The organism is Streptomyces sp. NRRL S-337, assembly GCF_000720175.1.
Lineage (GTDB): Bacteria > Actinomycetota > Actinomycetes > Streptomycetales > Streptomycetaceae > Streptomyces > Streptomyces siderophoricus.
Genome location: NZ_JOIX01000003.1, coordinates 80,882 through 102,966, shown reverse-complemented (window position 1 = coordinate 102,966; position 22,085 = coordinate 80,882). Strand labels below are relative to the sequence as shown.

Sequence of the window (22,085 nt, the reverse complement as noted above, 5' to 3'; positions counted from 1 at the left end):
GGGGGCCTTGCCGCAAGGCCCCCCGTGCGCTATATGTTGGGAGTGGCAAGGAGCGGTTGCGCTCGTTGCCTTTTTTGTTTGCGCCGCTGTTTTCGCGCCCTTCCCTTGTGGTCCGCCACGGACGGACCACCTCCTCGCGGCGCGGCGGATCGGCACTGCCAAGACTCCCCCTTCGGGGCCTTGTGGCCTGCGTCACGGTATGGCTAAGCTCCGGCACGCTTCGAGCACATTTCCTTCGCAAGTTGACCTAAACGTGTGCCGATCTTCACGATCGGCACACAGATGCGGGGTGGCTTCGCATGGAACGAAGACCAGCGGGGCCCTCAACAGGCGACTCCCCGTACGACTTACCTCAAGGCTCTGGGCCGGGCACCCTCACCGGCGGTGCGCCGTATGCCCGTCGCGACATCCGGCTCTTCTGGTGGGCCGGCACCTCCGACGCGCTGGGCAGCCAGGCATCCGGACTCGTCCTGCCATTGCTGCTGCTGAGCCTGGGCCACTCGCCCGCCGAGGTCGGCGCCGTCGCGGGCCTCTCGGCGGCAGCGACCCTGCTGCTCGGCCCGCTCGCCGCCGTTCCCGCCGATCGCGGGGCGCGCAAGCGTGTCATGGTGGGCTCCGCGGTCGTGTCTGCTGCATCGATGACCGTCGTCACCGCGGCGGCATGGTCCGGTTCGGCCCCGCTGGCCGTGCTCCTCGCCCTCGTGCTCGTCGAACGGGCGGCGACCGCCTGCTACGAGACGGCATCGCTGGGCACCGTCGCCCTGGTGTGCGCCCCCGCCGACCACCACCGCGTCCTGTCGCGATTACAGGCGGGCGAACGGGCCGCCCTGGTCCTGGGGCCCGCACTGGGCGGACTGCTCTTCCACGCCGGTCGCTGGCTGCCGTTCCTCGTGGACGCGGTGTCGTACGTCGTTGCCGCGGCCTGCATCGCGGCCATGCGGGCCGGGCTGTCGCCGCGGCACACCGGACGCCCGGCGGCCGGCGGACCGTCCCGGCCCTGGTGGGCGCCGGCCGCCGAAGCCGGGGCGGGAATCGGTGTGGTGCGCCGGGAGCCCTTTCTCCGGCTGGCACTGATATGGATCGCGACCGTCAACGCCGTGCTCGCCGCGCTGTATTACACAGCGGTCTTCGCTCTGCAGGACCACGGCCGGGGCGCGGCTCCCCTGGGTGTGGTCCTCGCGCTGGCCGGCGCGGCCGGTCTTGCCGGTGCGCTCGCCGCGCCCCGCCTGGCCGCCCGGCGCTCCGCGACGCAGGTGCTGGGGGCGGTGTCCTGGCTGCTGGTGCCGCCCGCCGCGGCCCTGGCGGTGGCCCGCGACGCCTGGCAGTTCGGCCTCCTCTTCGGTCTGCTGTGTGCGCTGACCCCGCTCGCCACCGTGGCGCTCCAGGCCCGCGTCCTCCACGTTGTCCCGCCCGATCTGCAGGCCCGTACCGGAACCGTGCTCGCCACCGCGTCGGGTGCGGCAGCGGCCGTGGCGCCGGCGGTCGCCGGGCTGGTCACCGAACAGGCCGGGGCCGTCGCCACCTCCACCGGCTGCGCCGTGGTGCTGGCCGCACTCGCGCTGTACGCACACCGTGCCCCGGCGTCCCGTCGAGACGCGAAGGCGTCGCGTCTCGCCCCGCAGGAACTCCCCGCCACCCCGAAGGAGCGGGCATGAACGCGTCCGCGGCACACGCCCGCCCGCTCCAGGCCCCCGGGACGGGATTCCAGGTCTACCGGCCGGCGCTCCCCGAGGTCTGCCCGCGCGACCCAGCGCGGATGGCGCTCGCCGCGGACGCCGACGGCCGGTGCGAGATCTTCACCTGGGACGCCCGTACCGGCACCACCCGCCGGGTCACCGACAGCCGCGACGGGACGCTGCACTGCGCGGTCGACGCGGAGGCCCGGGTGTGGTGGTTCGCGGAGGACCGGAGCGGCCGGGGGCGGTGGTACTTCCAGGACTTCGACGGCGGGCCGGCCGTCCCGGGCCTGGCCGGTCTCCGGCCGGGACTGCCGCACGGCCTCGCCGTCAGCGACACCGGGACGGCGGCGATCGGCCTGGGCGACGGCCGCCGGACGACCGTGCACCTCGGCCCTGCGGGCGGACCGGGCCGTCCGGTGCTGACCGTCGACGGGCCGGCGCTGCTCACGGGCATCTCACCGATGGGCCGGCTGCTGGCGGTGTCGGGACCGGCCGGTTCCGACCGTGCGGTCACCCTCGTGGGCTGCTCCGGTGGGGAGGTTGCGGAGGTCGCCCGGCTGTCCGGTAGGCGCGGGCGGCTGTGGGCGCTCGGTTTCGCCCCGGGGGCCGCGGCGGACGGCGAACTGCTGCTCGTCCAGGAGGTCAACGAGGGCTATCTGCTTGCCAGTTGGCGTCCCGGCACCGGACTGCGGAGCCACCACTGGTGCTGCTTCGACACCGAGATCACGGCGCGCTGGTACCCCGCGGGACGCCGTGTCCTCGTCCGGCAGGACCGGCACGGCCGCTCCACCCTCGCCACCGCCGACCTCGACCGGTGCACCCTCACCCCGGTGCCCACGCCACCCGGCGCACTGCTGGACGCCGCCCCGCACCCGGGCGATGACGTGCACTACCTCTGGACCGACACCACCACTCCCCCGCAGCTGCGCTCCACCGCCGGCACCCGGCTGCCCGCGCTCGGCGGCCTGCCCGCGCCCGTACCCGGCCGGCACCGCGACCTGTGGACACCCGGCCCGGACGGCCCGGTGCACACCCTGCTGAGCCAACCGGACCCGGCACCCGGCCCGCCGCCCCCGTTGGTCTTCCTCGTCCACGGCGGTCCCGCCGACCACGACCGCGACGCCTACGACCCGCAGGTGCACTCCCTGGTCGCCTCCGGCTTCGCGGTCGCCCGGGTCAACTACCGCGGTTCCACCGGCTACGGACCCCGCTGGCACACCGCGTACGCCGAGGGCGTCGGGCTCGCCCAGGTCGCCGACCTGGTCGCGGTACGTGCCGACCTGCTGCGCCGCGGCCTGGCACGCGAGGACGCCCTCGGTCTGTGGGGCAGCTCCTGGGGCGGCTATCTGACCCTGCTGGCGCTCGGCACCCGGCCGGACCTGTGGCAGGCGGGCGTCGCCGTCAAACCGGTCGCCGACTGCGCGGCGGCGTACCGGGCCGGCACCCCCGCGTTACGCGCCCTGGACGAGCGGCTGTTCGGCGGCACCCCCGAGACCGTTCCCGACCGCTACCGGCTCAGTTCGCCGCTCCACTACGCCGCCGACGTCCGGGCCCCGTTACTGGTGGTGGCCGCCAGCCTCGACGCCAAGTGCCCGCCCGGCCAGGTACGCAGCTATCTCACCGCACTGCGGACGGCCGGCATCGCGCACGAGTCGATGTGGCTGGAGACCGGACACGACGGATACACCGGCGCCGACCACATGGCCGTCCTGCGGCGCGCCCTGGCCTTCCTCGACCGGCACCTGCGCCCGGTCCCGGCGGCCCACCAAGCTCCCCGCTTCCCCGAGAGCGGGGTATCCGGAAGCACCGGCCCATCCGGTGCTCCCGGATCGCACGACCCGAACTCCGTTCACTGACAAGGAGAGTCAGCCATGCAGAAGGACATCATCCACAACGACCCGCTCGCGGGCGACGAGGAAAACCGCAAGCCGGGCATCGGCATCACGGTGACCGTCCCGTTCCGTACCGCGGAAGACACCGAGGAGGAGTGATCCCACCGGCCGGCCCGGTGGTACGCCACCGGGCCGGCCGGCCACCTCGCCCGCCGGCCCGCTCGACCCGCCGGCCACCTCACGTCCCCGTCACCGCCCACGAGGAGCCGACATGCGCGTCCTGCTGGTCAACATGCCCTGGTCCCCGATCGATCTGCCGTCCCTGGCGCTCGGCATCCTCCGACGCAGCGTCGACGAACGCACCACGGGACAGGCGGACGTCCTGCACGCCAACCTGGAGTTCACGGACTGGATCACCCGGCGCACCGGCTTCACCGGCGACGACTACCAGTTCTATGCGCTCTCCTCGTACTTCATGGGGTGCGGCGACTGGGTGTTCTCGTCCGCGCTCTACGACGATCCCGAGTGGCGCACGGCGGAATTCAGCGCCGCGATGCGCGGCAAGCTGAAGGCCGAACGGCTGCGCATGTCGCACGAACTGCACCGCGTGGTACCGGAGTTCGTACAGGAGATCGCCGAGCGGATCGTGGCCGCCGGGCCCGATGTCGTCGGCTTCACCTCCACCTTCCAGCAGAACACCGCCGCGCTCGCCGCCGCCAAGTACGTCAAACGGCTCGCGCCGCACATCCGGACCGTCATGGGCGGTGCCAACTGCGACGCCGAGCAGGGCGCCGCCGCCCACCGCAACTTCCCCTTCCTCGACTTCGTGGTCCGCGGCGAGGGCGAGGCCGCCTTCCCCCAGCTGCTGACCGCGCTCGACGAGGGCACGGACCCGGCGGCCGTTCCCGGGCTGTGCCACCGGAGCGCCGACGGCACGAGCACCGCCAACCCGATGAGTACCAGCCCGTTGCCGCCCGCGGACATCCTGCCGCCCGACTACAGCGGCTACTTCGAGCGCCTGGCCTCCTGTGTCGCCCGTAACTGGGTGGAGCCCAAACTCGTCGTCGAAGGGGCGCGCGGCTGCTGGTGGGGTGAGAAGCACCACTGCACCTTCTGCGGCCTCAACGGCTCGTTCATGCAGTTCCGCAGCAAGAGCCCGGACACCTTCTACACCGAGATCATGGACCTGGCCCGCCGGCACCGCGTCCTCGACATGTACGTCGTCGACAACATCCTCGACATGGGCTACCTCGGCACCGTCCTGCCGCGCATCATCGACAGCGGCTACGACCTGCGCATGCACATCGAGATCAAGGCCAATATGCGCCGCCCTCAGCTGCGCACCCTCGCCGACGCGGGCATGATCTACGTGCAGCCGGGCATCGAGAGCCTGAACAGCCGGGTGCTCGACCTGATGGACAAGGGCGTCAACGGCTGCCAGAACGTCCGCATGCTCCGCGACGGGGCCGAGACCGGACTCTCCGTCTCCTGGAACTACCTGCACGGCTTCCCCGGCGAGACCGCCGCCGACTACGAGCCGGTCATCGCCCAGATCCCGGCCCTGGAACACCTCAACCCGCCGGTGGACCTGTCCGCGCGGATCGCCATCGAGCGCTTCAGCCCGTACTTCAACCGGCCCGAACTCGGCTTCACCGGGCTGCGCCCCGAGGAGCACTACCGCTTCACGTACGACCTGCCGGAGAGCGAACTCCTCGATCTCGCCTACGTCTTCGAGGCCCCGGAACGCGGCATCGGCGAGCCCACCGTCACCGCCCTCAACGAGGCACTGGGCGCCTGGAAGAAACGCCACGTGGACAGCAGGCTCACCCACGCCGACCTCGGTGACCGGATCGTCCTCGTCAGCCGCCGGCACGCCTTCGACTGGGGCACGCGGGAACTCACCCACCCGGTCGAGACCGAGGCCTTCCGCCTCCTCGACCAGCCGCACGCACCCGCCGCGCTGGCCCGCAAGCTCGCAGCGCGCCTGCCCGAGCACACCGTCGACGCCGCCGCCGTGCACGCCCTGCTCCAGCACTGGGTGACGCTCGGACTCGTCTTCACCGACGGCGGCCAGTACGTCCACCTCGCGCCCGCCGCGGTCAACGAGGACCTGCTCCGGCTCGACTTCATGCGGCACAGCCACGGGGCGGCCACCGCGCGGCCGGAGCCCGGCGCGAAGGCCCCCGCCATCGCCCGCGCCTGAGCCCGAGCCTGAGCCGCCACCCTCCGCTCCCCGCCGAGCACTTCGCGCTTCCCAGGAGACCGTATGCCCCCCGTCCTCACCCCCACCGACCGACCACTGACGCTGCACGCCTGGCGCGACTACGACGAGCAGGCCTGCGCCCTGCCGGGAATGAGCCTGGGCCGGCTCGACCTGACCGGCCCCGCCGACGCGCAGGCCGCCCAGTTGTGGGAACTCGGCGCCCGCCGCGTGCAGTTCGCCGACGAGATCGACCTGACGGCGGTGGAAGCCCCGGACGCCGCCGCGCACGCCGTCCGCCGGCTGTGCCTGATCCGCGACCTCACGGCGCACGCCGTACTCGTCCACTGGCGCCTGCGGCTGCCCGCCGGCTCCGGCGACGACGCCTGGCGTGACCTCAGCCACCTCCAGCCGCCCACGGCCCTGACCGGGCCGGCCGATGCCGACGCCGCACTGTCCCAATGGCGCGACGAGCACTACCTCTGCAAGTGCCTGTGGCGGCAGGGCCCCGGTTTCGTCCAGATCCGCGACCGCCGGTGGGGCGACCTGCGCCGCTTCACCGCCGACGAGCCCGCCTACCGCGAGGCGATCGCGCGGCTTTCCTACGGCGCGCCGTCGTCCGCGGTGCCGGAAGCCATCGCCGCCGACTTCCTGACCGAACGCCTGGTCAGCCGCACCGGCCCGTTCCTGTGGTGGCTGCCGTACCGGGTGAACCGCTGGATCCAGGAGGCGATGGCGATCTGACCGGCCCGCCCTCGGGTCTCGCGGGGCCATGCGGGTGACACGTGGCCGGGCGGCAACCCACCGGTAGGGACGATCCGGCGCGGGCTCACCCCGCTCCGCTCAGCCACGGGAAATCCCCTGCTCATCCCCTGTCCGGGTCACCGTACGCGCCGCCGCGCAGGCTCCCCGGCGGGGCCTTCGGCGCGGGCCCGGTTCGCGCTTCGGCCAACTGGCGGGCGGAAGGGAGAACGCATGTCCTGAAGGTGGGAGACGCCCTCCCGCAGTCTCATCCCTCTTGGAGGAACTCATGCGTTCCATATCCGCTCTCTGCGGTGTCGTGGTCGTCGGCGGTGCGCTGGCCCTGAGCAGCCCGGCCGTGCATGCCGAGACGGCCAAGGGCTCGTGCTCCGGCGCGATGGCCACGGCCAAGTCGGCCAAGTCCATGTACGACTCCTACGACAGGGAGCTCAGGGACCTCACCAACCAGGGCGGACACCCGGACCGGTCGCAGCGCGACCACCTGGGCATGCTCAGGATGAAGTCCGACAACGCGTCCTCCATGGCGAACCGGACCTGCGGGAAGCCCAAGAAGTCCATGCCCAAGAAGTCCATGCCCGCCAAGCCCCGCCCCAAGGCCATGCCGCACGGCAAGGTGAAGGCCGGCTCCGGGGCCATGAGTGCCGCGTCGGGTCCGTCGGACCTGGCCCTGACCATGTCCGCAGCGCTGGTCGCGGGTGCGGCCGGGGTGTGGCTGCTGCGCCGCCGGGACGACGAAGAGCTCGGCTGACCCGGATTCTCCGGTCACAGGAGCTCTGCCCCCACCGCCTGGCCGTGGCAACTGCCGCCGGCAGGGCAGCGGGGGGCAGGGCTCCGCCCCGTAGCCACCCCACCGCGCCGGTCATCCCTCGAAATACGTCTCGTGAAAAACGTCTCGTGACAGACACCTCGTGAAAGACACCTCGTGAAACGCATCGCGCCTGCGTCCCTCCCCCGTGGCACCGCCCGCATCGTGGCCCTCTTCCTGGCCGCCGCCGGCATCGCCTGCCTGGTGTGGGGATGGCACAGCCATCACTCCACGCCACCGCCCCAGCCCTCGCGTGCCGAAACCCTGACCCGGCAACCGGACACCGAAGCCGGGGGCCGCCCGGGCCCCGCGCCGCTTCCGGAATCGGAACCGGTGCGCGTGCGGATCCCGCGCACCGGCGTGGACGCACCGTTGATGAGGCTCGGACTGGACCACGACCGTCATCTCGACGTCCCGCCCCCCGACGACCGCAATCTGGCCGGCTGGTACCAGGACGGCGTGACACCCGGTGACACGGGAACCGCCTTGATCACCGGACACGTGGACACCAAGACCGGACCCGCGGTCTTCTACTCGCTCGGTGCGTTGAAGAAGGGCGACACCATCCGCGTGGTCCGCAAGGACGGTCGCACGGCGGTCTTCACGGTGTATGCCGTGGAGGTCTTCAGCGGCACCCACTTCCCCGACGAAAAGGTCTACGGCGCCTCGGCACACCCCGAACTCCGCGTCCTCACCTGCGGCGGCGGTTACGACCGGGCCCACCACGAATACCTCGGCAACGTCGTCGTCTTCGCCCGCATGAGTGCCATCGCCTGACCCGCCCAGGCCCGCCCCCGCACGGGCCGGAAGGTAAGCTGGCCTGCGACGGTGGCCTCGGGCGCACCGTTACGGCGGTGGGGCCCGCCGTCCCCAACCGCGGCGACGAGGCCGCCAACGGTCCCTACTTGCGACCCGCATGTGGGCAATGCCACCCATGCCTGGCGAGTAGGAGACGTACGTGCCGAAGCCCCGCCCCTCGATGCTGAACGAACCCGTCGATCCTGACCTCGACCTCCGCGAGCCCGTCCGCCGCAAGGGCCTCCCGGCGCGGCAGGGCCCGGTCGTGGCGGCCGTGGCGATCGGCGGGGGCGTGGGAGCGGCCGCGCGCTACGGAGCCGCCCTCCTGTGGCCCACGGCACCCGGCGGTTTCCCCTGGACGACGCTGGTCGTCAACGCCGTCGGCTGCGCGATCATCGGTATCTTCATGGTCGTGATCACCGACGTGTGGGCAGCCCACAGGCTCGTGCGCCCGTTCTTCGGCACCGGTGTCCTCGGCGGCTTCACGACGTTCTCCACCTACGCCGTGGACCTCCAGCGCCTGCTGGCCCGGGGCAAGGCCGGCGCCGGGCTCGCGTACCTGGCGCTCACCCTCGCCGCCGCGCTGGCCGCCGTCTGGATCACGGCCACCTTGACCCGCCGCATCGTCGAGTGGAGGCAGCAGTGAGACTCACCGGCCCCGCCCTGCGCGTCACCGTCTTCATCGGGGAGAACGACACCTGGCACCACAAGCCGCTCTTCACCGAGATCGTCCACCGCGCCCATCAGGCCGGCCTGGCCGGCGCGTCCGTCTTCCGCGGCATCGAAGGCTTCGGGGCTTCGTCCCTGATCCACACCACCCGCCTGCTGTCGCTGAGCGAGGACCTCCCGGTGGCCGTGGTGATCGTCGACACCGAGGACCGGATCCGCGCCTTCCTCCCGCAACTGGACGAGCTCGTCGACGAGGGGCTGGTCATCCTCGACGAGTGCGAGGTCATCCGTTACACGGGCCGCACCAAGGAGGGACGGAAACGGTGAACTGGCTGCTCGTGATAGCCGGAGCAGTGGTCGGGGCCCCGCTGCGCTACCTCACCGACCGTGCCGTGCAGGCCCGGCACGACACCCTGTTCCCCTGGGGCACGTTCACCGTGAACGTCGTCGGTTCGCTGATCCTGGGCCTGGTCACGGGAGCGGCCGCTGCCGGGGCGGCCTCCTCCCATCTGCAGTTGCTGCTCGGCACCGGCTTCTGCGGCGCCCTGACCACGTACTCCACGTTCTCGTACGAGACGCTGCGGCTGGCGGAGGACGGCGCCCGCTTCTTCGCCTTGGCCAACGTCGTGGCGAGCCTGGTGGCGGGCCTCGGCGCCGCCTTCGCCGGCGCTGCGCTGGCCCAGGCCGTCTGGGGTTAGGGCATCCGGGTCATCCCGGCCTTCAAGAGTCGGATCACGGCCGCGCGGCGGTGACCAACCAGGCCCCGCTGCGGAGCCGTACCGCGCCGTTCTCCTCGTGGGCGCGCAGGATGTCCGTGAGCTTCTGCCGCGCGCGGCCCTGAACCTCTGGGGGAACTTGGCCGGTCAGGTGGCGCCCCGGACCGGAGTCCAGCAGAAAGGCGGCCGCATCGCCCGCGTCGCGGCCCCACAGTCCCACCGCCTGCACGCGCTCCGCGGTGACGTGCCGCCACCCGGCGGCGGACAGCACTTCCCGGGTGCGGTCCGGGTCCGCCAGGGAGAACATGCCCGGAGCTCCCGGCGCTCCGAAGTCCCCGACGGGGAGGAGGTCGCTCAGTGCGGCGATCGCCTGGAGCCATTCGTTGTCTCCCGGCTCCGCACTGCAGATGAAGGCCATCCGGCCGCCGAGCCGCACGGCCCGCCCCAGGTTGGTGAAGGCGGCCACCGGGTCGGCGAAGAACATCACCCCGAAGCGGCTGATGACGACGTCGAACGTCTCCGGTGTGAAGGCGTGGGCCTGGGCGTCGCCCGCTTCGAAGCTGACGTTGCCGAGCCCCTCGCGCTCGGCGGTGTCACGGGCACGCGCCAGCATCGGCCCCGACAGGTCGAGCCCCAGGACCTGGCCACTACGTGACCGATGCGCGGCCAGTCTCGTCGTCTGCCCGGCCCCGCAGCCGACGTCCAGGACGCGGTCACCCTCGCCGACCGCGGCGGCGGTCAGCAGCGGCTCGTTGAAGCCCCCGTTCACCGCGTCCCAACGCTCCTGGTTCTCGGCCCAGTAGGTGCCCTCGTAACCGTTCCAGGCCGCCGCCTGGTCGGTGTTGACGATGCGTGACATGCGTACCTCCTGCTGCCGGGCGTGAACCGTGCACTGGGCGCGGAGCTGCCGTCGGATTAGTATGGGCGTCCGCCCAAACAGTATGGGCAACTGCCCATACCGGCAATCCCCTTCCCACAGTCCGCTTCCACTCACCCGCTTCCAGGACTCCGCTTCCCGGCAACACCCCGTCGGGCAGTCCGGTGTTCCCCTCGCCCTCAGGAGAGGCTCATGTCACCCCGTGGAGTAGCGATCCCCGACGTTCGCGACCGGCTGTTCGACGCCGCGGAACGGGTCCTGGCCGGCGCCGGCCCGTCCGCCCTGACCAGCAGGGCGATCACCACCGAGGCGGGCTGCGCCAAGGGACTGCTGCACGCGCATTTCTCCGGACTGGACGAGTTCATCGCCGCGCTGGTCCTGGACCGCTTCGCGCGCATCGCACGGCAGGCCGGACAACTCCCCGGCCAGGCGGGCACCGCCACCGTGGCCGAGAACCTCCGGAAGGTCGCTCTCGCACTGCTGACGTCCGTGAACCCGACGGTCGCCGGCCTCGCCATGACCCGCCCCACGGTTTCTTCGGCGGTCCGTCAGGCGCTGGAGGCGGGCGCTCCGGGATTCGCGGCGATCCAGGACGCGATCGCGGCGTACCTGGATGCCGAGCGGCACCACGGACGTCTCGCGAACGACACCGACAGCCACGCGGTCGCGCTCGCCCTCGTCGGGTCCGTCCACCACCTCCTGATGACCGGCTGGGCCGGCACACCGGACCCCCGCGAACAGGTCGAGGGGCTGGTGGCCCAACTGATCGGCGGCGCCGGCAGCTGAGGCGCCCGGAAGTCCAGGAAGCTCCCGTGAGGCCAGGAAGCTCTTTATTCAGCGAGCAGGCGGTGGAAGAACGAGCGGTACTGGCGCAGGGCCACCCGCAGACCTTCGGTATCGACCTTCTCGCCCTGCTTCCACTGCTCTTCCAGCGTCTGTTTGTGTTCGGCGAACGTCGTGGCCAGCGTCTGCATGACCTCCGCCACCAGCGCGTCGGCGGCGTGTACGGCCTCGCGCGGGTCATCCACGAAGGTCGTCTGAATTGCCTGCCAACGGTCACGGAAACTTTCCGCGTCGTCCGGGGCGAGAAGCTGCGGAGCCGCTTCGTCGTCGGGTGGCGCGCCCGAAGCCGGCATTTCCCGCCCGGTCCTCTCCGTTTCCGCGGCCCCCTCCGTTTCCGCGGCCCCCTCCGTTTCCGCGGCCCCCTCCGTTTCCGCGGTCTCCCCCGGAATGGGGACACTCTCGCCGGGAGCGGTGGGAACGTCGCTCGCCGGTACCGTCGTGTCGTCCGGCACCGGTGGGGGCATGGACTCCGACGCTGGTGGGGAAGCAGGGGGCTGAGCGGCAAGGTCTTCGGTGGACAGGCCCCTGGCCCTCGTGTCCTGATCGCGTTCCATTTTCTCCTCCCTCACGGTCTCAGGCTCTGGCGTGGCGCGCTTGGCCACCGTCGGACAGCAAATCCTCGAAGAGGGCGCGGTAATGCACCATCGCTCCTCGTAGTTGCTCAGTGGTCGCCCGGTGCTGGGCGCTGAGCGTTTCGACTTCATGAGCAGCCCGGTAGTGCTCCAACGTGCGGCCGTGTGCGACCGAGAGGTCCTTGAGGCGCTGCTCGAAGTTCTCCGTCGGATAACCCCGTTCATGCATCAACGAGGTCACGAGGCGGTCGGCGTCGTGCACGGCGTCCTCGGGCCGATCGACGAATTCTTGCTGCACGCCGGTCCATTCACGGCTGTAGCGCTCGCGGGTGCTGCTTTGCAGGGGTTTTATCTCCAGCGAGTCATGCCGTCTCTCCCGGGCCCTGAGCTCACGCTCACCGGCCATGCGACCGTCGGCACTCTCGACGGTCCGCTCATATTCGGGCCCGAAACGCTCGCGGAGCCGGCGACGCCGAACCACGAGCGAGGCCGCCACCGCAAGGAGCGCAATGACCACCACGACGGGGATAATGATCGCAAGAAGGGTCCCTGTCGACATCGAACGCACCTCCGTTGAAAGCGTCCTCATTCCACTCTAAGACGGCTGTGCGCAGGTTGGTCAGGCGACGGATTTCCCCACTCGCCCTCACTGTCTTTCCCGCCCCTTCATAGGAGCTTTCCCGCCCCCTGCTGAGCGCTGTCGGCGACACAGGCGTGAGGGGTCGAATGCGGAGCGTCCCGAAGAAGTGGGGTTCAGGGACGTCGGGCCAGCAGGAGGTCGACCACGTAGGTCTCCGTCACCATCTCATCGGGGAAGATGTCGCGCAGCCGACCGCGTTCGGCCGTGAGAAAGGCCCGGTTGTGGGTTTCGTCGAGGACGAGGAATGCGGAACGACTGCTGATATTCGCGAGGTGGGTGTCGAGGGGGACGGTACGGCTCCACCGCAGTTGGCGGCGGACGACATGCAGCCCCGCAAGTCCCGCGAGCCGGGTGGCCTCACCGTCACTCAGGCGCGTTCCGGCGGGGGACTTCACCCCGCAGTGGTGCGCGATCCGCTCGTGCTGCGCCGCGATCCACGGTACGTCGAAGGCGTGGGTGTTCCACCACACCGCGAGCGCGCCACCCGGGGAGAGCACGCGCACTGCCTCCGGTACGGAGCGGTCGGTATCGGTCCACTGCCAGGCTTGTGCGTAGGTGATCAGATCGTGGGAGCCGTCGGTGAGCGGCAGCGCATTACCGTCGCCCCGGACGATCGGCACGCCGGGGAGGGCACTGCGGAACTGAGCCGCCATCCCCTCACCGGGCTCCACACCGATCACCTCGGCGCCGCGCTCGGACAACAGCGCGGTGGCCATACCCGTCCCCGCCCCGACGTCGGCGACCCGGGCCCCTGCGAGGGGCCGTCCCAGGAGCTCCTCGATGACGTCGAAGAGGGCCGGCGGGTACGAGGGGCGGCTCATCGCGTAGTCGGCAGCGGCCTTGTCGAATGCTCGGGCGCGCGAATCGGTGGTCATCTGCCCATCATGCCGCCACCGTTCTGAAGTCGGCCTTTCGCGGCCGCCGTTGGGGCCACCGCCCCGGAGGGGGACGCACCAGCGATTCCCTCCGGCATCGCGGGCTCGGGCAAGCTGCGGAGGAGGAGCCAGCCGAGGGCGGGCAGGGCGATGAGGGGGGTGAGGGCGGTCCGGAGGGAGGTGGCGTCGGCGAGGGCGCCGAGGAGGGGGCTGGCGATGCCGCCGATGCTGACGGTCAGGCCCAGGGTGACGCCGCTGGCCGTGCCCACGCGCCGGGGCAGATAGTCCTGGCCGAGGGTGACGTGCAGCGAGAAGGGCACGTACAGGCCGGCCGAGGTCAGGGCGACCAGTACGTACAGGAGCGGGCCGGGCACGAAGACGACGCCGGCCACGGCGAGGACGGTCAGCGCGTAGGACCACTGGACGACCCGGATGCGTCCGTAGTGGCCGGCGAGCTTGCCGCCGGCCACCGTGCCGATCGCGCCGCCGAGGTAGAGCACGAACAGGGCGGCGGTACCGGAGACGTCGCCTCCGCCGGTGCGCTGGCGCACGTAGAGCGAGATGAAGGCGCTCAGGCCGACGAAGACGATCGAGCGGCAGACGATGGCCCCGGAGAGTTTGATGAAGGACGCCCAGTCGTCCCGGCCGCCGACCACGTCGTCCGGACTGCCGATGGTGGGGTTCCGGTCGCCAACTACCGCAGGAATCACGCCGGTTGTTGTCGCCGCCACAAGCCCCCACGCACCGGCTGCCGTCGTCGCCACCGCGTCCCTGGCCCGCATTGCCCGGAGGGCGGCCGTGCACAGTGCGGCGCCGGCGACGGCGGGGACGGCCAGCAGCGGGGAGGCGTGCAGGCCGCCCGTGGTGATGACCGCGGAGACCATCAACGGGGCGGTGGCGAAGCCGAGGTTGCCGCCGAGGGAGAACCAGCCCATCGCGGTGTGGCTGCCGCGACTGGCCTGGCGCGCGACGCGCGCCGCCTCGGGGTGGTAGGCGGCCACGCCGATGCCGGAGACGGCGACCACGGCCAGGGTGAGGGTGTAGGAGCCGGCGATGCCGCTCAGGGCGACGCCGACGCCGCCCACCACGGTGCTCACCGGCAGCAGCCACGGCAGGGCCCACCTGTCGGTGAGCGCCCCGAACAGCGGCTGGATCACCGATGACAGCAGCGAGGCGGCCAGCACGATGCCGGAGGCCGCCGCGTAGGTGTAGGCGCGTTCGGAGACGAAGAACGGCACCAGTGCGGCGACCGCTCCCTGGTAGACGTCGACACAGGCGTGGCTCAGGGCCAGGAGCGTGAGGGAGCTGCTGCGCGGCGCGGTGGTGTGGTGGTGGTGGGTCGTGGTCACTCGTCGATCGTCGCGACTCCCCGCATGTCGCGCTTCCGATAAATTGCCAACCCATGCCGAACATCCGCCACCTGCCGGAAGCCCCCACCCGCGTCCAGTCGCTGGCCGCCGGAGAAATCATCGACGCGCACCGCCACGACGACCACCAGATCGTCTACGCGGGCTCCGGCGTCGTGGCCGTCACCACCGACGCCGGCACCTGGTTCGCGCCCGGGACCCGCGCCCTCTGGGTCCCCGCCGGAACCGTGCACGCCCACCGCGCGCACGGCCACCTCGACCTGCACCTGGTCGGCCTGCCCGCCACCGACAATCCGCTCCGCCTGGACGCCCCCACCGTACTGACCGTCAGCCCGCTGCTCCGCGAACTGATCCGCGCCTACACCACTGCCCCCGATGACCACGGCCCCGAACGCCGCCGTCTGCACGCCGTCCTGCGCGACCAGTTGCGGGCCTCGCCGCAGCAGCCCGTGCACCTGCCCTCCCCCACCGACCCGCGGCTGGCGGCCGTCTGCGCGCTGCTCCACGACGACCCCGCGGAACCTCGCACCCTGGCCGCCCTCGCCACCGCGACGGGCTCCGGCGAGCGCACTCTCAGCCGCCTCTTCCGCGCGGAGCTCGGGATGACCTTCCCGCAGTGGCGCACCCAGTCACGCCTCTACCACGCACTGCGGATGCTGGCCGACGACACCCCGGTCACCACCGTCGCCCACCGCTGCGGCTGGTCCTCCACCAGCGCCTTCATCGATGTCTTCCGCCGCTCCTTCGGCTACACGCCGGGCACCCACAACCGTCGCTCCTGACCTCCGCCGCCTGCGGGAGCGCCGCACGCCCCCGGCCGTCGGGCGTCGGCCGGCGCCCTCGGGCCTGCTGCCCGGCATCACCGAGAGTGACGCGCAGCACGCCGGCCTCGACGCGCGGCCGGAAAGGCGGGCCGGGCCGCCCCGCGGCGCACTCGTCCGTCGGGCGCTCAGGGTGCAGAGTGGAAGGCGTGAGCCTCCGGCCGCGCTTCGGTGATCTGCGGCAGCCGTGGCAAGCCAGTCATGCGCTGGTCCTGATTCCGCTTGTGCTCATCGCGGTGATCACCCTCGTCGACATCGTGGTCCCGGCCGATGTCCATCTGGGGCCGCTGCTCGTCGTCGCTCCCGCGCTCACCGCCTCGTTCGCCGGCCCCTGGCTCACCGGGTTCGTCGGATTCCTGGCCGTGCTGGCCCAGGCGTACATCGGGCTGCACTTCGGCGTGCTCTTCACGGAACGCAATGTGATGGTGCAGGTGCTCGCCCTGGCCGCGCTTTCGGCCATGATCGTGTTCTTCTGCGTGGTGCGCGAGCGACACCGGCAGGAGCTGGCGAAGGTACGGTCGGTGGCCGAGGCCGCCCAAAAGGCGCTGCTCCGTCCGCTCCCCCACCACATCGGTCCGTTGCACATCGCCTCGTTCTACCTGGCCGCCGAGCAGGAGGCGGAGATCGGCGGTGATCTGTACACCGCGACCCGTACCGCCGGCGGAACCCGGCTGATCATCGGTGACGTACGGGGAAAGGGCCTGGCCGCCATCGGCGAGTCCGCCCTGCTGCTCGGCGCCTTTCGCGAGACGGCCCACCAGAACCTGACGTTGCCCGCCCTCGCCGCCGCACTCGACCGCAGCGTCTGCCGCTATCTGACCGACTTCGTCGAGTCGGACCGCGACATCCCCGAGCACTTCATCACCGCGCTGCTGCTGGAGATCCCCGACGAGGGCCCCGCGACCCGGATGACCGACTGCGGGCACCCTCCGCCCCTGCTCCTCAGCCAGGGGCACGTCACCCTCGTCCCGAGCCCGCACCCCGCTCCGCCTCTGGGCATGGGCGGAATGGGGGCGGGCAGCTACCCCGTGGACGAGATCACCTTCGAGTTCGGTGACACGCTGCTGCTGTACACCGACGGCGTCACCGAGGCCCGGGACCGCGACGGCACCTTCTACCCCCTCGCCCAGCGCGTCGCCCGCTGGCCCAGGAGCGACCCCGAGGCACTCCTGCACCACATTCGCCGCGATCTCCTCGCGCACTGCAGCGGACACCTCGGCGACGACGCGGCCCTCATCGCCATCCAGCGCACGCCCGTCCCCCAGCCCCGCCACCGTCTGGGGTTCTTCAGCCAGACCGACGGCTCCCGCTGGTGAGGCGGTGAGGCGGTGAGGCGGTGAGCCAGGGCGGTGGGGATCAGACGGTGGCCAGCCCCAGACCGTAGAACCGGACCGCGTACGGACGGATGTCCTCGCCCTCACCGCCGATCAGCAGGTCGTGCGGGGACGCCACGCCTTCCGCACGTGCCGTCGCCACGACCATCTCCGCCAGTGCGCGGCCCCGCGGCTCCCCTGGGCCGCCCGCGTCGAAGCGCCACTTCGGGTCGTGGTCGTCCTGCCAGGTCTCCCGGCTCATGGGGTGCTCGGCAACGGTGCCCCAGCCGAACGATGCCGGGTCGATATCGCTTTCCGCATAGGAGGCCAGCATCAGGCGGTGGTCGGCGTCGATGTCGAACAGGATCGGTGCGGAGCCGCCGACCCGGCCGTAGACCGGGATGACCCGGGCGATGCCGAGTGCGGCGAACTCGGCGGGCAGGGTGGTGAAGAAGGCCGCCAGCGCGTCGGTCAGCGTCTCCCAACTCCGCACCGACCAGCGGGCGGGCAGGCTCAGACCATTGTTGGCGGGGCCCGGCCGGCTGCCGAAGTAGCCGCTGATCGCGTGCTCTTCGCCGTGGCCGAGGCTCCACAGCCAGTTCTCGAACGGGGCGGTGGGCGCGAGGACGAGTTCCGGCCCGCGGCTGCCCGCCCGCAGCTCCAGGGTGTCCCGCCTCCCGCGCCAACGCAGGAACGGCGCACCCCAGGCCGGCGTGGCGGCGTAGTACGGGCCCATGGAACCGTACGAGCCGATGGCCGACGGCTCGCCGAGCGCGTCGGCGAGTTCGTCCTTCGCGGTACGGAACATCTCCGCCTGCCGCACAGGGTCGAGGTCGGTTGCGGCGTCGGCTCGGGAGGCGTGATCGGCTTGGGGTGCGGTCGCCGTCACGCTCGCCACGAGTTCGAGATAGGTCTCCTTCTCGACATACCGCTCCTCAGCCGGCCCGACGGGCCGCAACCTCAGGTCACCCGCCTTCGCCTCGCCGGTCCCGGCGTCGCCCGCCGACGCCTGGTCCACGATCTCGTCCCACCGCCGGCCCAGACCCTCGACGAGGGCGCGGGCGCCGTCCTCGGTCCAGTCTCCGGTCTCCGCCGTGCGGAGACGTAGGGCGAGTTCGGCCAGCGGTTCGCCGGCATGGGTGAGGTGTCGTTCCGTCATGCGCCGATTCTGTCGTACGCCCGGAAGCGCTGGTCAAGCCACCGGGTGGCGGTGCACGGGCGGCAGGTCGGGCAGGAGACCGGGCCAGACCGTGTCCAGCACCTGCGCACTCGGCGTGAACAGCCCGGACGCCAGGGCCGGCAGGTCGCTGATCTCGTGCCACTCCCAGCGGCGGATCAGGTGGGGCTCCCGTACGACCGGCTCGCCGGTGAAGGCGGTGACCCGCACGGCGGCGGTCAGACGCGGGATGCCGTGGGTGGAGTCCATCAGGATCGCCAACAGCCGTGCGTCGCCGAGCTCGGCCCGCAGCCCGGTCTCTTCCGCCAACTCCCGGACGGCGGCCTCGGTGAACGACTCGTCCGCGTCGTTCTTCCCGCCCGGAAGCTCCCAGCCCCCTCGGACGGAGTGCCCCAGGAGCACGCGGCCGGCCGCGTCCGTGACCACCACGCCGGCGCCCGACAGCGCGTGCGGGGATGGACGCCCCTTGTTGCCGTACGCCACCGGCCAGGAGACCGGAGTGCGCAGCACCAGGACGGCGAGCCCTTCGGCGTCCCGGCGTTGGACCGTGCGCCAACCCGCGGTCAGCAGCGCGATCTCCGCCTCGTCGAGGGCGATCTCGCGCCTGTCGTCGGGTACGGAATCGGCGACGGGGGTGATGACGACCAGGCCACCACCGGGACGCAGGCGTTCGCGCAGCCGATTCAGGACGCGGGTGCGGTCCCGGACGAACGCCAGGGACAGGCGGAGGGTGATGAGGTCGTAGCCGGCGTGCAGTTCGTCCAGCGCGTCGCTCTCGATGTCGCACCGGACGAAACGCACGCGGGTCGCCGCCCGGGCGGGCGGCTGCGCCGCGGCGAGCCGGAGGGCCGCCGGGGCGTGGTCGATCGCGTCCACCTCATACCCGTCGGCCGCCAGGTGGCGGGCCAGCTCACCCAGCCCGCACCCCACGTCCAGTGCTCGACCGCCACCGTCCGGTGCCGGCACGAGTGCGTGCAACAGGGCCCGTTCCACATCGCCGAGCGGGCGGAAGGATTTCCCGTCGTCGTAGTGCGCATCCCATTCACGCGGTGCGGTGTATCCCATTCCACGTCCCACCTTCCGGCCGCCTTCGGCCCTTCCTGGGTCCGTCGTCGGACTTCCTCGGCCCGTCGTCGCCAGTCTTCACCTCGGCACGTCGAAGTGAACGTCCCCTGGAGACATCGGGATCGGTCTCACCGCCCCGTGCGCATTCCCACCCCGAATGGGTGAAAAGTGCTCCACCGGCCTCACTTTGAGCACGTGTATGCCGAAAGGGGAGAACAGGAAGCGGCAAAGGGTCGCTTGCATTAATCGGAAGGTTCGGTATGTCACGGATCACGCGGATGACCGCTCTGGCTGCTCTCGCGGCAGGCACCGCTGTGTGCGGTACATCGGCTGCATTCGCCGACAGCAACGTGGCCGGCGGCGCTGTTGGTTCACCGGGGGTGGTGTCGGGCAACCTCATCCAGGTCCCGATCCACATTCCGATCAACGTCTGTGGCAACACCGTCGACATCGTTGGCCTGTTGAACCCGGCCTTCGGCAACAACTGCCTCAACGGTCTGGAGCGGCGTGTGATCATCCACCGCGTCGTCAAGCACTATCACCACCACGACTTCAAGGGGAAGCACAAGATGGGCCACCACGGCTCCAAGCACCACAGCCACAGCAAGTAACCGGCGCCGCCGCGACCGGGCCGGGCCGTTTTCCCTCCGATAGCCCTTCCACTCTTCCCGGCGGGATCGGCCCGCCTTCGCGCGGCGTTCCGTGGCCGCACCATGCAGAGCATGGTGCGGCCCGGTGCTTTTCCGGAGCGTCTCCGGGTGATCTTTCAGAGCACGGCCAGCAGTTGCCGGGCGAACTCCTTCGGGTGCTCGGTGCAGCCGACGTGCCCGCCGGGGAATTCCACGGCCTTTCCGCCGATCAGTTCGGCGAGCCGGGTGGCCGGCCCGTACAGTGCCTCCTGCGCGCGCGAGTCCCGGCCGACCGCCGGCACCAGGCGGTCCGCGGCGCGCTGCAGTGCGGCGACGTCGGGCACCGAGCCCGAGAACGGGCACAGGATGTGTTCCAGGAAGACCGGCAGGTTGGCGTGCATCCGCGGCGCCATCTCCTGGATTTCCGGTGGCAGTTCGGTCACTGATTCCCGGTCCTCCGGCCGGCCTCCCAGCCCTTCGCTGAAGCGCGCCATCGCGGCGGCGACGCCCTGGGTGCGGAACGTCTCGCGTACGTCGGCGAACAGCGCCCGGTGCGGGGCGGGGTCCGGGAGGAGCTCCAGCAGAGGCGGTTCGTGGGCGACGACCCGGTGCAGCCGCTCCGGGTGCCGGGCGAGCAGGTCGAGGGCGACGATGGCCCCCGAACTGCTGCCGAGGACGGACGCCTCCTCGTTCGGCGAGAGCAGTTCCAGCAGCCGGTGGGCGTCGTCGCTCCAGACCTCGACCCGCTGGTCGGTGAGCGGGCCATGGAGGCGGCTGCGGGACAGACCGCGCGGGTCGTAGGAGACCACGGTGTAGCGGGTGGCCAGATCGTCGGTCATGGCCGCGTACAGTCCGGCGTCCGCGGCGCCGCCGGGTATCAGCAGCAACACCGGGCCGCGGCCGCGCCGTTCGTAATGGAGGGTGGCACCGGGCACGTCGAGAGTGCCGGTGGTGGGCTCGTTCATCGTCGTTCCCCCTGGGGTCGGGTCGGATCAGGCAGGTCAGGTCGGATCAGGTCGGGTCGGCCAGTTCTCCAGGAGCACATGCAGTGCGTCGAGGGAGCGGGACCAGGACTCCTGGACGGCGCGCGGGTGGCCGAAGCCGCCGCTCAACTCCAGGTGGATGTAGCCGTGGAAGGTGCTGCGCAGCAGGCGGCCGGCGTCGGTCAGGTCCGGCTCGGTGAGGTCGTAGGCGCGCAGCATGCCGTAGGTGAGCTCGACACTGCGGCGCAATCCCGTGGAGTCGCCGACCTCGTCGGGGCCGAGCTGTATCTGGGTCGCCGCGTAACGGCCGGGGTGCTCCAACGCGTAACTCCGGTAGGCGTTGGCGAAGGCGACGAGCGCGGCCTTGCCGGAGCGGCCCGCCACCGCCGCGGCGATCCGGTCCATCATCTCCTCGGACGCCAGCAGGGCCACCCGGACGCACAGGTCACGCCGGTTCTTGATGTGCGAGTACAGGCTGGCGTCCTTGACGCCGAAGTGCCGCGCGAGCGCGGACACCGTGACCTTGTCCATCCCGACCTCGTCGGCCATCTCCGCGGCCGCCCGCGTCAGCCTGGCGGCATTGACCCCCGCGCGCACCATGCAGCCTCCAGTTTCCGTTCCGGGCCCGGGACTTGACACCCGGTTGGTTTCGTCAGGCCATGCTTCCGTCAGGCCGCTCTCGCTTCCTAGGGCCTCTAGGAAAAAAGCTAGCATGGTTAGGGAGCGGCCTGCCGACGATATTTCGGGCTGCCTCGGGGTGGTCGGTTGACATACTCCGGCCATGGATATGAGTGCGAGGGCGGACGGGATACGGCCAGGTCGGGCGGGGCGTCCGGGGCCGGTGCCGGGACCGGCGAACGAATCGGGCCGTCCGATGGAGTGGGAGCTGCGTTCCGCCCAGCCGGCGGACATCGAGACGATCGTGGAGCTGCGGGCCGTGGTGATGCGCCCGGACCTGGAGCGGTTGGGGCGGTTCGACGAGCATCGGGTCCGGCAGCGACTGCGGGATTCCTTTTCCCCGCGGTACACGTCGGTCATCGTGGCCGATGACGCCTTCGCGGGCTGCGTCACGGTGCGCCCGACCGAGGAGGGGCGGTGGCTGGAGCACTTCTATCTCGCTCCGGGCCTGCAGGGGCGGGGCCTCGGATCGGCCGTGCTGCGAACCCTGTTGGAGCGGATCGATGCCGACGGCGTGCCCGTCCGCCTGAACGTCCTGCAGGGCAGCGCCGCCCGGCGGCTGTACGAGCGTCACGGGTTCACCATGGAGGCCCAGGACCCGATCGACGTTCACATGGTGCGAGGACCGGGTGCGGGCGCGGGCGCCCTCGGGACGTGAAGAGACGAGAATTACGGTTCGGGACTGGTGCCCTGGAGGGCCGCCGCGAGGAAGTCCCGGCGGGGGCCGAGGTGGCGGCCCTTGAGGTTGGGCCAGTAACGGGCGCCGAATACCTGCCCGTTGGGC

Annotated in this window: 23 protein-coding genes; 14 read left to right on the top strand and 9 right to left on the bottom strand. The window is 71.4% G+C overall.

All coding sequences use genetic code 11. From position 1 onward, the window contains the following. Positions 1-299 precede the first annotated feature (299 nt). From IG62_RS0104585 to crcB (IG62_RS0104540), 9 genes are all read left to right on the top strand, one after another. Positions 300-1,655: an MFS transporter gene (locus IG62_RS0104585; RefSeq protein ID WP_078871814.1), complete on the top strand. Its 1,356-nt coding sequence runs from the start codon at positions 300-302 to the stop codon at positions 1,653-1,655. After that, on the top strand, positions 1,652-3,535 hold the full coding sequence (locus tag IG62_RS0104580) for an alpha/beta fold hydrolase (protein WP_030797871.1): 1,884 nt from the start codon (positions 1,652-1,654) through the stop codon (positions 3,533-3,535). The genes IG62_RS0104585 and IG62_RS0104580 overlap by 4 nt, the downstream gene beginning before the upstream one ends. Before the next feature lie 247 nt (positions 3,536-3,782). Continuing rightward, positions 3,783-5,714 (top strand): RiPP maturation radical SAM C-methyltransferase, encoded by a 1,932-nt coding sequence (locus IG62_RS0104570; protein WP_030797869.1) that lies wholly within the window; start codon positions 3,783-3,785, stop codon positions 5,712-5,714. Positions 5,715-5,777: 63 nt separating this feature from the next. Beyond that, positions 5,778-6,455: a DUF5825 family protein gene (locus IG62_RS0104565; RefSeq protein WP_030797867.1), complete on the top strand. Its 678-nt coding sequence runs from the start codon at positions 5,778-5,780 to the stop codon at positions 6,453-6,455. Positions 6,456-6,741: 286 nt separating this feature from the next. Then, on the top strand, positions 6,742-7,221 hold the full coding sequence (locus IG62_RS0104560; RefSeq protein ID WP_158794977.1) for a hypothetical protein: 480 nt from the start codon (positions 6,742-6,744) through the stop codon (positions 7,219-7,221). Positions 7,222-7,395: 174 nt separating this feature from the next. Continuing rightward, a complete protein-coding gene (locus tag IG62_RS0104555; RefSeq protein WP_051797586.1) occupies positions 7,396-8,055 on the top strand; it encodes a class F sortase in 660 nt (219 codons plus the stop codon). A gap of 202 nt (positions 8,056-8,257) precedes the next feature. Continuing rightward, positions 8,258-8,722 (top strand): fluoride efflux transporter CrcB, encoded by a 465-nt coding sequence (crcB, locus tag IG62_RS0104550; protein WP_030797859.1) that lies wholly within the window; start codon positions 8,258-8,260, stop codon positions 8,720-8,722. Continuing rightward, positions 8,719-9,072, top strand: a complete 354-nt coding sequence (locus tag IG62_RS0104545; protein WP_030797857.1) for a DUF190 domain-containing protein — start codon at positions 8,719-8,721, stop codon at positions 9,070-9,072. The genes crcB (IG62_RS0104550) and IG62_RS0104545 overlap by 4 nt, the downstream gene beginning before the upstream one ends. Next, positions 9,069-9,443 (top strand): fluoride efflux transporter CrcB, encoded by a 375-nt coding sequence (gene crcB, locus IG62_RS0104540; protein WP_030797855.1) that lies wholly within the window; start codon positions 9,069-9,071, stop codon positions 9,441-9,443. Before IG62_RS0104545 ends, crcB (IG62_RS0104540) begins: the two co-directional genes overlap by 4 nt. A 34-nt stretch (positions 9,444-9,477) precedes the next feature. Here crcB (IG62_RS0104540) and IG62_RS0104535 read toward each other — a convergent pair whose 3' ends face one another. Further along, positions 9,478-10,320 carry a class I SAM-dependent methyltransferase gene (locus IG62_RS0104535; RefSeq protein WP_030797853.1) on the bottom strand — a complete coding sequence of 281 codons (843 nt, stop codon included), beginning with the start codon at positions 10,318-10,320 and terminating at the stop codon, positions 9,478-9,480. Positions 10,321-10,530: 210 nt separating this feature from the next. Between IG62_RS0104535 and IG62_RS0104530 the strand changes: the two genes are divergently transcribed. Beyond that, the gene (locus tag IG62_RS0104530) at positions 10,531-11,124 is read left to right on the top strand and encodes a TetR/AcrR family transcriptional regulator (protein ID WP_030797851.1); all 594 of its coding nucleotides are present in this window, start codon (positions 10,531-10,533) and stop codon (positions 11,122-11,124) included. Between the two features lie 44 nt (positions 11,125-11,168). Here the strand turns inward: IG62_RS0104530 and IG62_RS0104525 are convergent, their stop codons facing one another. The 4 genes from IG62_RS0104525 to IG62_RS0104510 all read right to left on the bottom strand — a co-directional run bounded on the left by IG62_RS0104525 (position 11,169) and on the right by IG62_RS0104510 (position 14,617). After that, complete coding sequence (locus tag IG62_RS0104525) at positions 11,169-11,735, bottom strand: hypothetical protein (protein WP_030797850.1); 567 nt, start codon at positions 11,733-11,735, stop codon at positions 11,169-11,171. Positions 11,736-11,754: 19 nt separating this feature from the next. After that, entirely contained in the window at positions 11,755-12,312 is a 558-nt protein-coding gene (locus IG62_RS0104520) for a hypothetical protein (RefSeq protein WP_030797848.1), read from the bottom strand. A gap of 194 nt (positions 12,313-12,506) precedes the next feature. Then, entirely contained in the window at positions 12,507-13,268 is a 762-nt protein-coding gene (locus IG62_RS0104515) for a class I SAM-dependent methyltransferase (protein WP_030797845.1), read from the bottom strand. Further along, complete coding sequence (locus tag IG62_RS0104510) at positions 13,265-14,617, bottom strand: MFS transporter (protein ID WP_051797584.1); 1,353 nt, start codon at positions 14,615-14,617, stop codon at positions 13,265-13,267. The genes IG62_RS0104515 and IG62_RS0104510 overlap by 4 nt, the downstream gene beginning before the upstream one ends. Positions 14,618-14,670: 53 nt before the next feature. On the opposite strand from IG62_RS0104510, the gene IG62_RS0104505 reads away from it, so the two are divergent. Further along, positions 14,671-15,417 carry an AraC family transcriptional regulator gene (locus IG62_RS0104505; protein WP_030797842.1) on the top strand — a complete coding sequence of 249 codons (747 nt, stop codon included), beginning with the start codon at positions 14,671-14,673 and terminating at the stop codon, positions 15,415-15,417. A 188-nt stretch (positions 15,418-15,605) separates the two neighbouring features. Beyond that, on the top strand, positions 15,606-16,772 hold the full coding sequence (locus IG62_RS0104500) for a PP2C family protein-serine/threonine phosphatase (RefSeq protein WP_051797582.1): 1,167 nt from the start codon (positions 15,606-15,608) through the stop codon (positions 16,770-16,772). Positions 16,773-16,812: 40 nt separating this feature from the next. Here the strand turns inward: IG62_RS0104500 and IG62_RS0104495 are convergent, their stop codons facing one another. Both IG62_RS0104495 and IG62_RS0104490 read right to left on the bottom strand, forming a co-directional pair. Continuing rightward, complete coding sequence (locus IG62_RS0104495) at positions 16,813-17,928, bottom strand: hypothetical protein (RefSeq protein WP_030797837.1); 1,116 nt, start codon at positions 17,926-17,928, stop codon at positions 16,813-16,815. Positions 17,929-17,961: 33 nt separating this feature from the next. After that, positions 17,962-19,011, bottom strand: a complete 1,050-nt coding sequence (locus IG62_RS0104490) for a bifunctional class I SAM-dependent methyltransferase/NUDIX hydrolase (RefSeq protein WP_030797835.1) — start codon at positions 19,009-19,011, stop codon at positions 17,962-17,964. Positions 19,012-19,289: 278 nt separating this feature from the next. On the opposite strand from IG62_RS0104490, the gene IG62_RS44225 reads away from it, so the two are divergent. Continuing rightward, a complete protein-coding gene (locus IG62_RS44225; RefSeq protein WP_267887854.1) occupies positions 19,290-19,622 on the top strand; it encodes a chaplin in 333 nt (110 codons plus the stop codon). A gap of 155 nt (positions 19,623-19,777) precedes the next feature. On the opposite strand, the gene IG62_RS0104480 is transcribed toward IG62_RS44225, so the two are convergent. Further along, the gene (locus IG62_RS0104480; RefSeq protein ID WP_030797830.1) at positions 19,778-20,605 is read right to left on the bottom strand and encodes an alpha/beta fold hydrolase; all 828 of its coding nucleotides are present in this window, start codon (positions 20,603-20,605) and stop codon (positions 19,778-19,780) included. Between the two features lie 36 nt (positions 20,606-20,641). Further along, on the bottom strand, positions 20,642-21,223 hold the full coding sequence (locus IG62_RS0104475; protein ID WP_030797827.1) for a TetR/AcrR family transcriptional regulator: 582 nt from the start codon (positions 21,221-21,223) through the stop codon (positions 20,642-20,644). Positions 21,224-21,497: 274 nt separating this feature from the next. On the opposite strand from IG62_RS0104475, the gene IG62_RS0104470 reads away from it, so the two are divergent. Continuing rightward, complete coding sequence (locus IG62_RS0104470) at positions 21,498-21,959, top strand: GNAT family N-acetyltransferase (RefSeq protein ID WP_030797825.1); 462 nt, start codon at positions 21,498-21,500, stop codon at positions 21,957-21,959. The last annotated feature ends 126 nt before the right edge of the window (positions 21,960-22,085 follow it).

What these genes read in the sequence shown, in the direction of transcription:
- IG62_RS0104585 (WP_078871814.1), top strand. Translation starts at nt 300, where the DNA reads ATGGAACGAAGACCAGCGGGGCCCTCAACAGGCGACTCCCCGTACGAC.
- IG62_RS0104580 (WP_030797871.1), top strand. Translation starts at nt 1,652, where the DNA reads ATGAACGCGTCCGCGGCACACGCCCGCCCGCTCCAGGCCCCCGGGACG.
- IG62_RS0104570 (WP_030797869.1), top strand. Translation starts at nt 3,783, where the DNA reads ATGCGCGTCCTGCTGGTCAACATGCCCTGGTCCCCGATCGATCTGCCG.
- IG62_RS0104565 (WP_030797867.1), top strand. Translation starts at nt 5,778, where the DNA reads ATGCCCCCCGTCCTCACCCCCACCGACCGACCACTGACGCTGCACGCC.
- IG62_RS0104560 (WP_158794977.1), top strand. Translation starts at nt 6,742, where the DNA reads ATGCGTTCCATATCCGCTCTCTGCGGTGTCGTGGTCGTCGGCGGTGCG.
- crcB (WP_030797859.1), top strand. Translation starts at nt 8,258, where the DNA reads ATGCTGAACGAACCCGTCGATCCTGACCTCGACCTCCGCGAGCCCGTC.
- IG62_RS0104535 (WP_030797853.1), bottom strand. Translation starts at nt 10,320, where the DNA reads ATGTCACGCATCGTCAACACCGACCAGGCGGCGGCCTGGAACGGTTAC.
- IG62_RS0104530 (WP_030797851.1), top strand. Translation starts at nt 10,531, where the DNA reads ATGTCACCCCGTGGAGTAGCGATCCCCGACGTTCGCGACCGGCTGTTC.
- IG62_RS0104525 (WP_030797850.1), bottom strand. Translation starts at nt 11,735, where the DNA reads ATGGAACGCGATCAGGACACGAGGGCCAGGGGCCTGTCCACCGAAGAC.
- IG62_RS0104520 (WP_030797848.1), bottom strand. Translation starts at nt 12,312, where the DNA reads ATGTCGACAGGGACCCTTCTTGCGATCATTATCCCCGTCGTGGTGGTC.
- IG62_RS0104515 (WP_030797845.1), bottom strand. Translation starts at nt 13,268, where the DNA reads ATGACCACCGATTCGCGCGCCCGAGCATTCGACAAGGCCGCTGCCGAC.
- IG62_RS0104505 (WP_030797842.1), top strand. Translation starts at nt 14,671, where the DNA reads ATGCCGAACATCCGCCACCTGCCGGAAGCCCCCACCCGCGTCCAGTCG.
- IG62_RS0104495 (WP_030797837.1), bottom strand. Translation starts at nt 17,928, where the DNA reads ATGACGGAACGACACCTCACCCATGCCGGCGAACCGCTGGCCGAACTC.
- IG62_RS0104490 (WP_030797835.1), bottom strand. Translation starts at nt 19,011, where the DNA reads ATGGGATACACCGCACCGCGTGAATGGGATGCGCACTACGACGACGGG.
- IG62_RS44225 (WP_267887854.1), top strand. Translation starts at nt 19,290, where the DNA reads ATGACCGCTCTGGCTGCTCTCGCGGCAGGCACCGCTGTGTGCGGTACA.
- IG62_RS0104480 (WP_030797830.1), bottom strand. Translation starts at nt 20,605, where the DNA reads ATGAACGAGCCCACCACCGGCACTCTCGACGTGCCCGGTGCCACCCTC.
- IG62_RS0104475 (WP_030797827.1), bottom strand. Translation starts at nt 21,223, where the DNA reads ATGGTGCGCGCGGGGGTCAATGCCGCCAGGCTGACGCGGGCGGCCGCG.
- IG62_RS0104470 (WP_030797825.1), top strand. Translation starts at nt 21,498, where the DNA reads ATGGAGTGGGAGCTGCGTTCCGCCCAGCCGGCGGACATCGAGACGATC.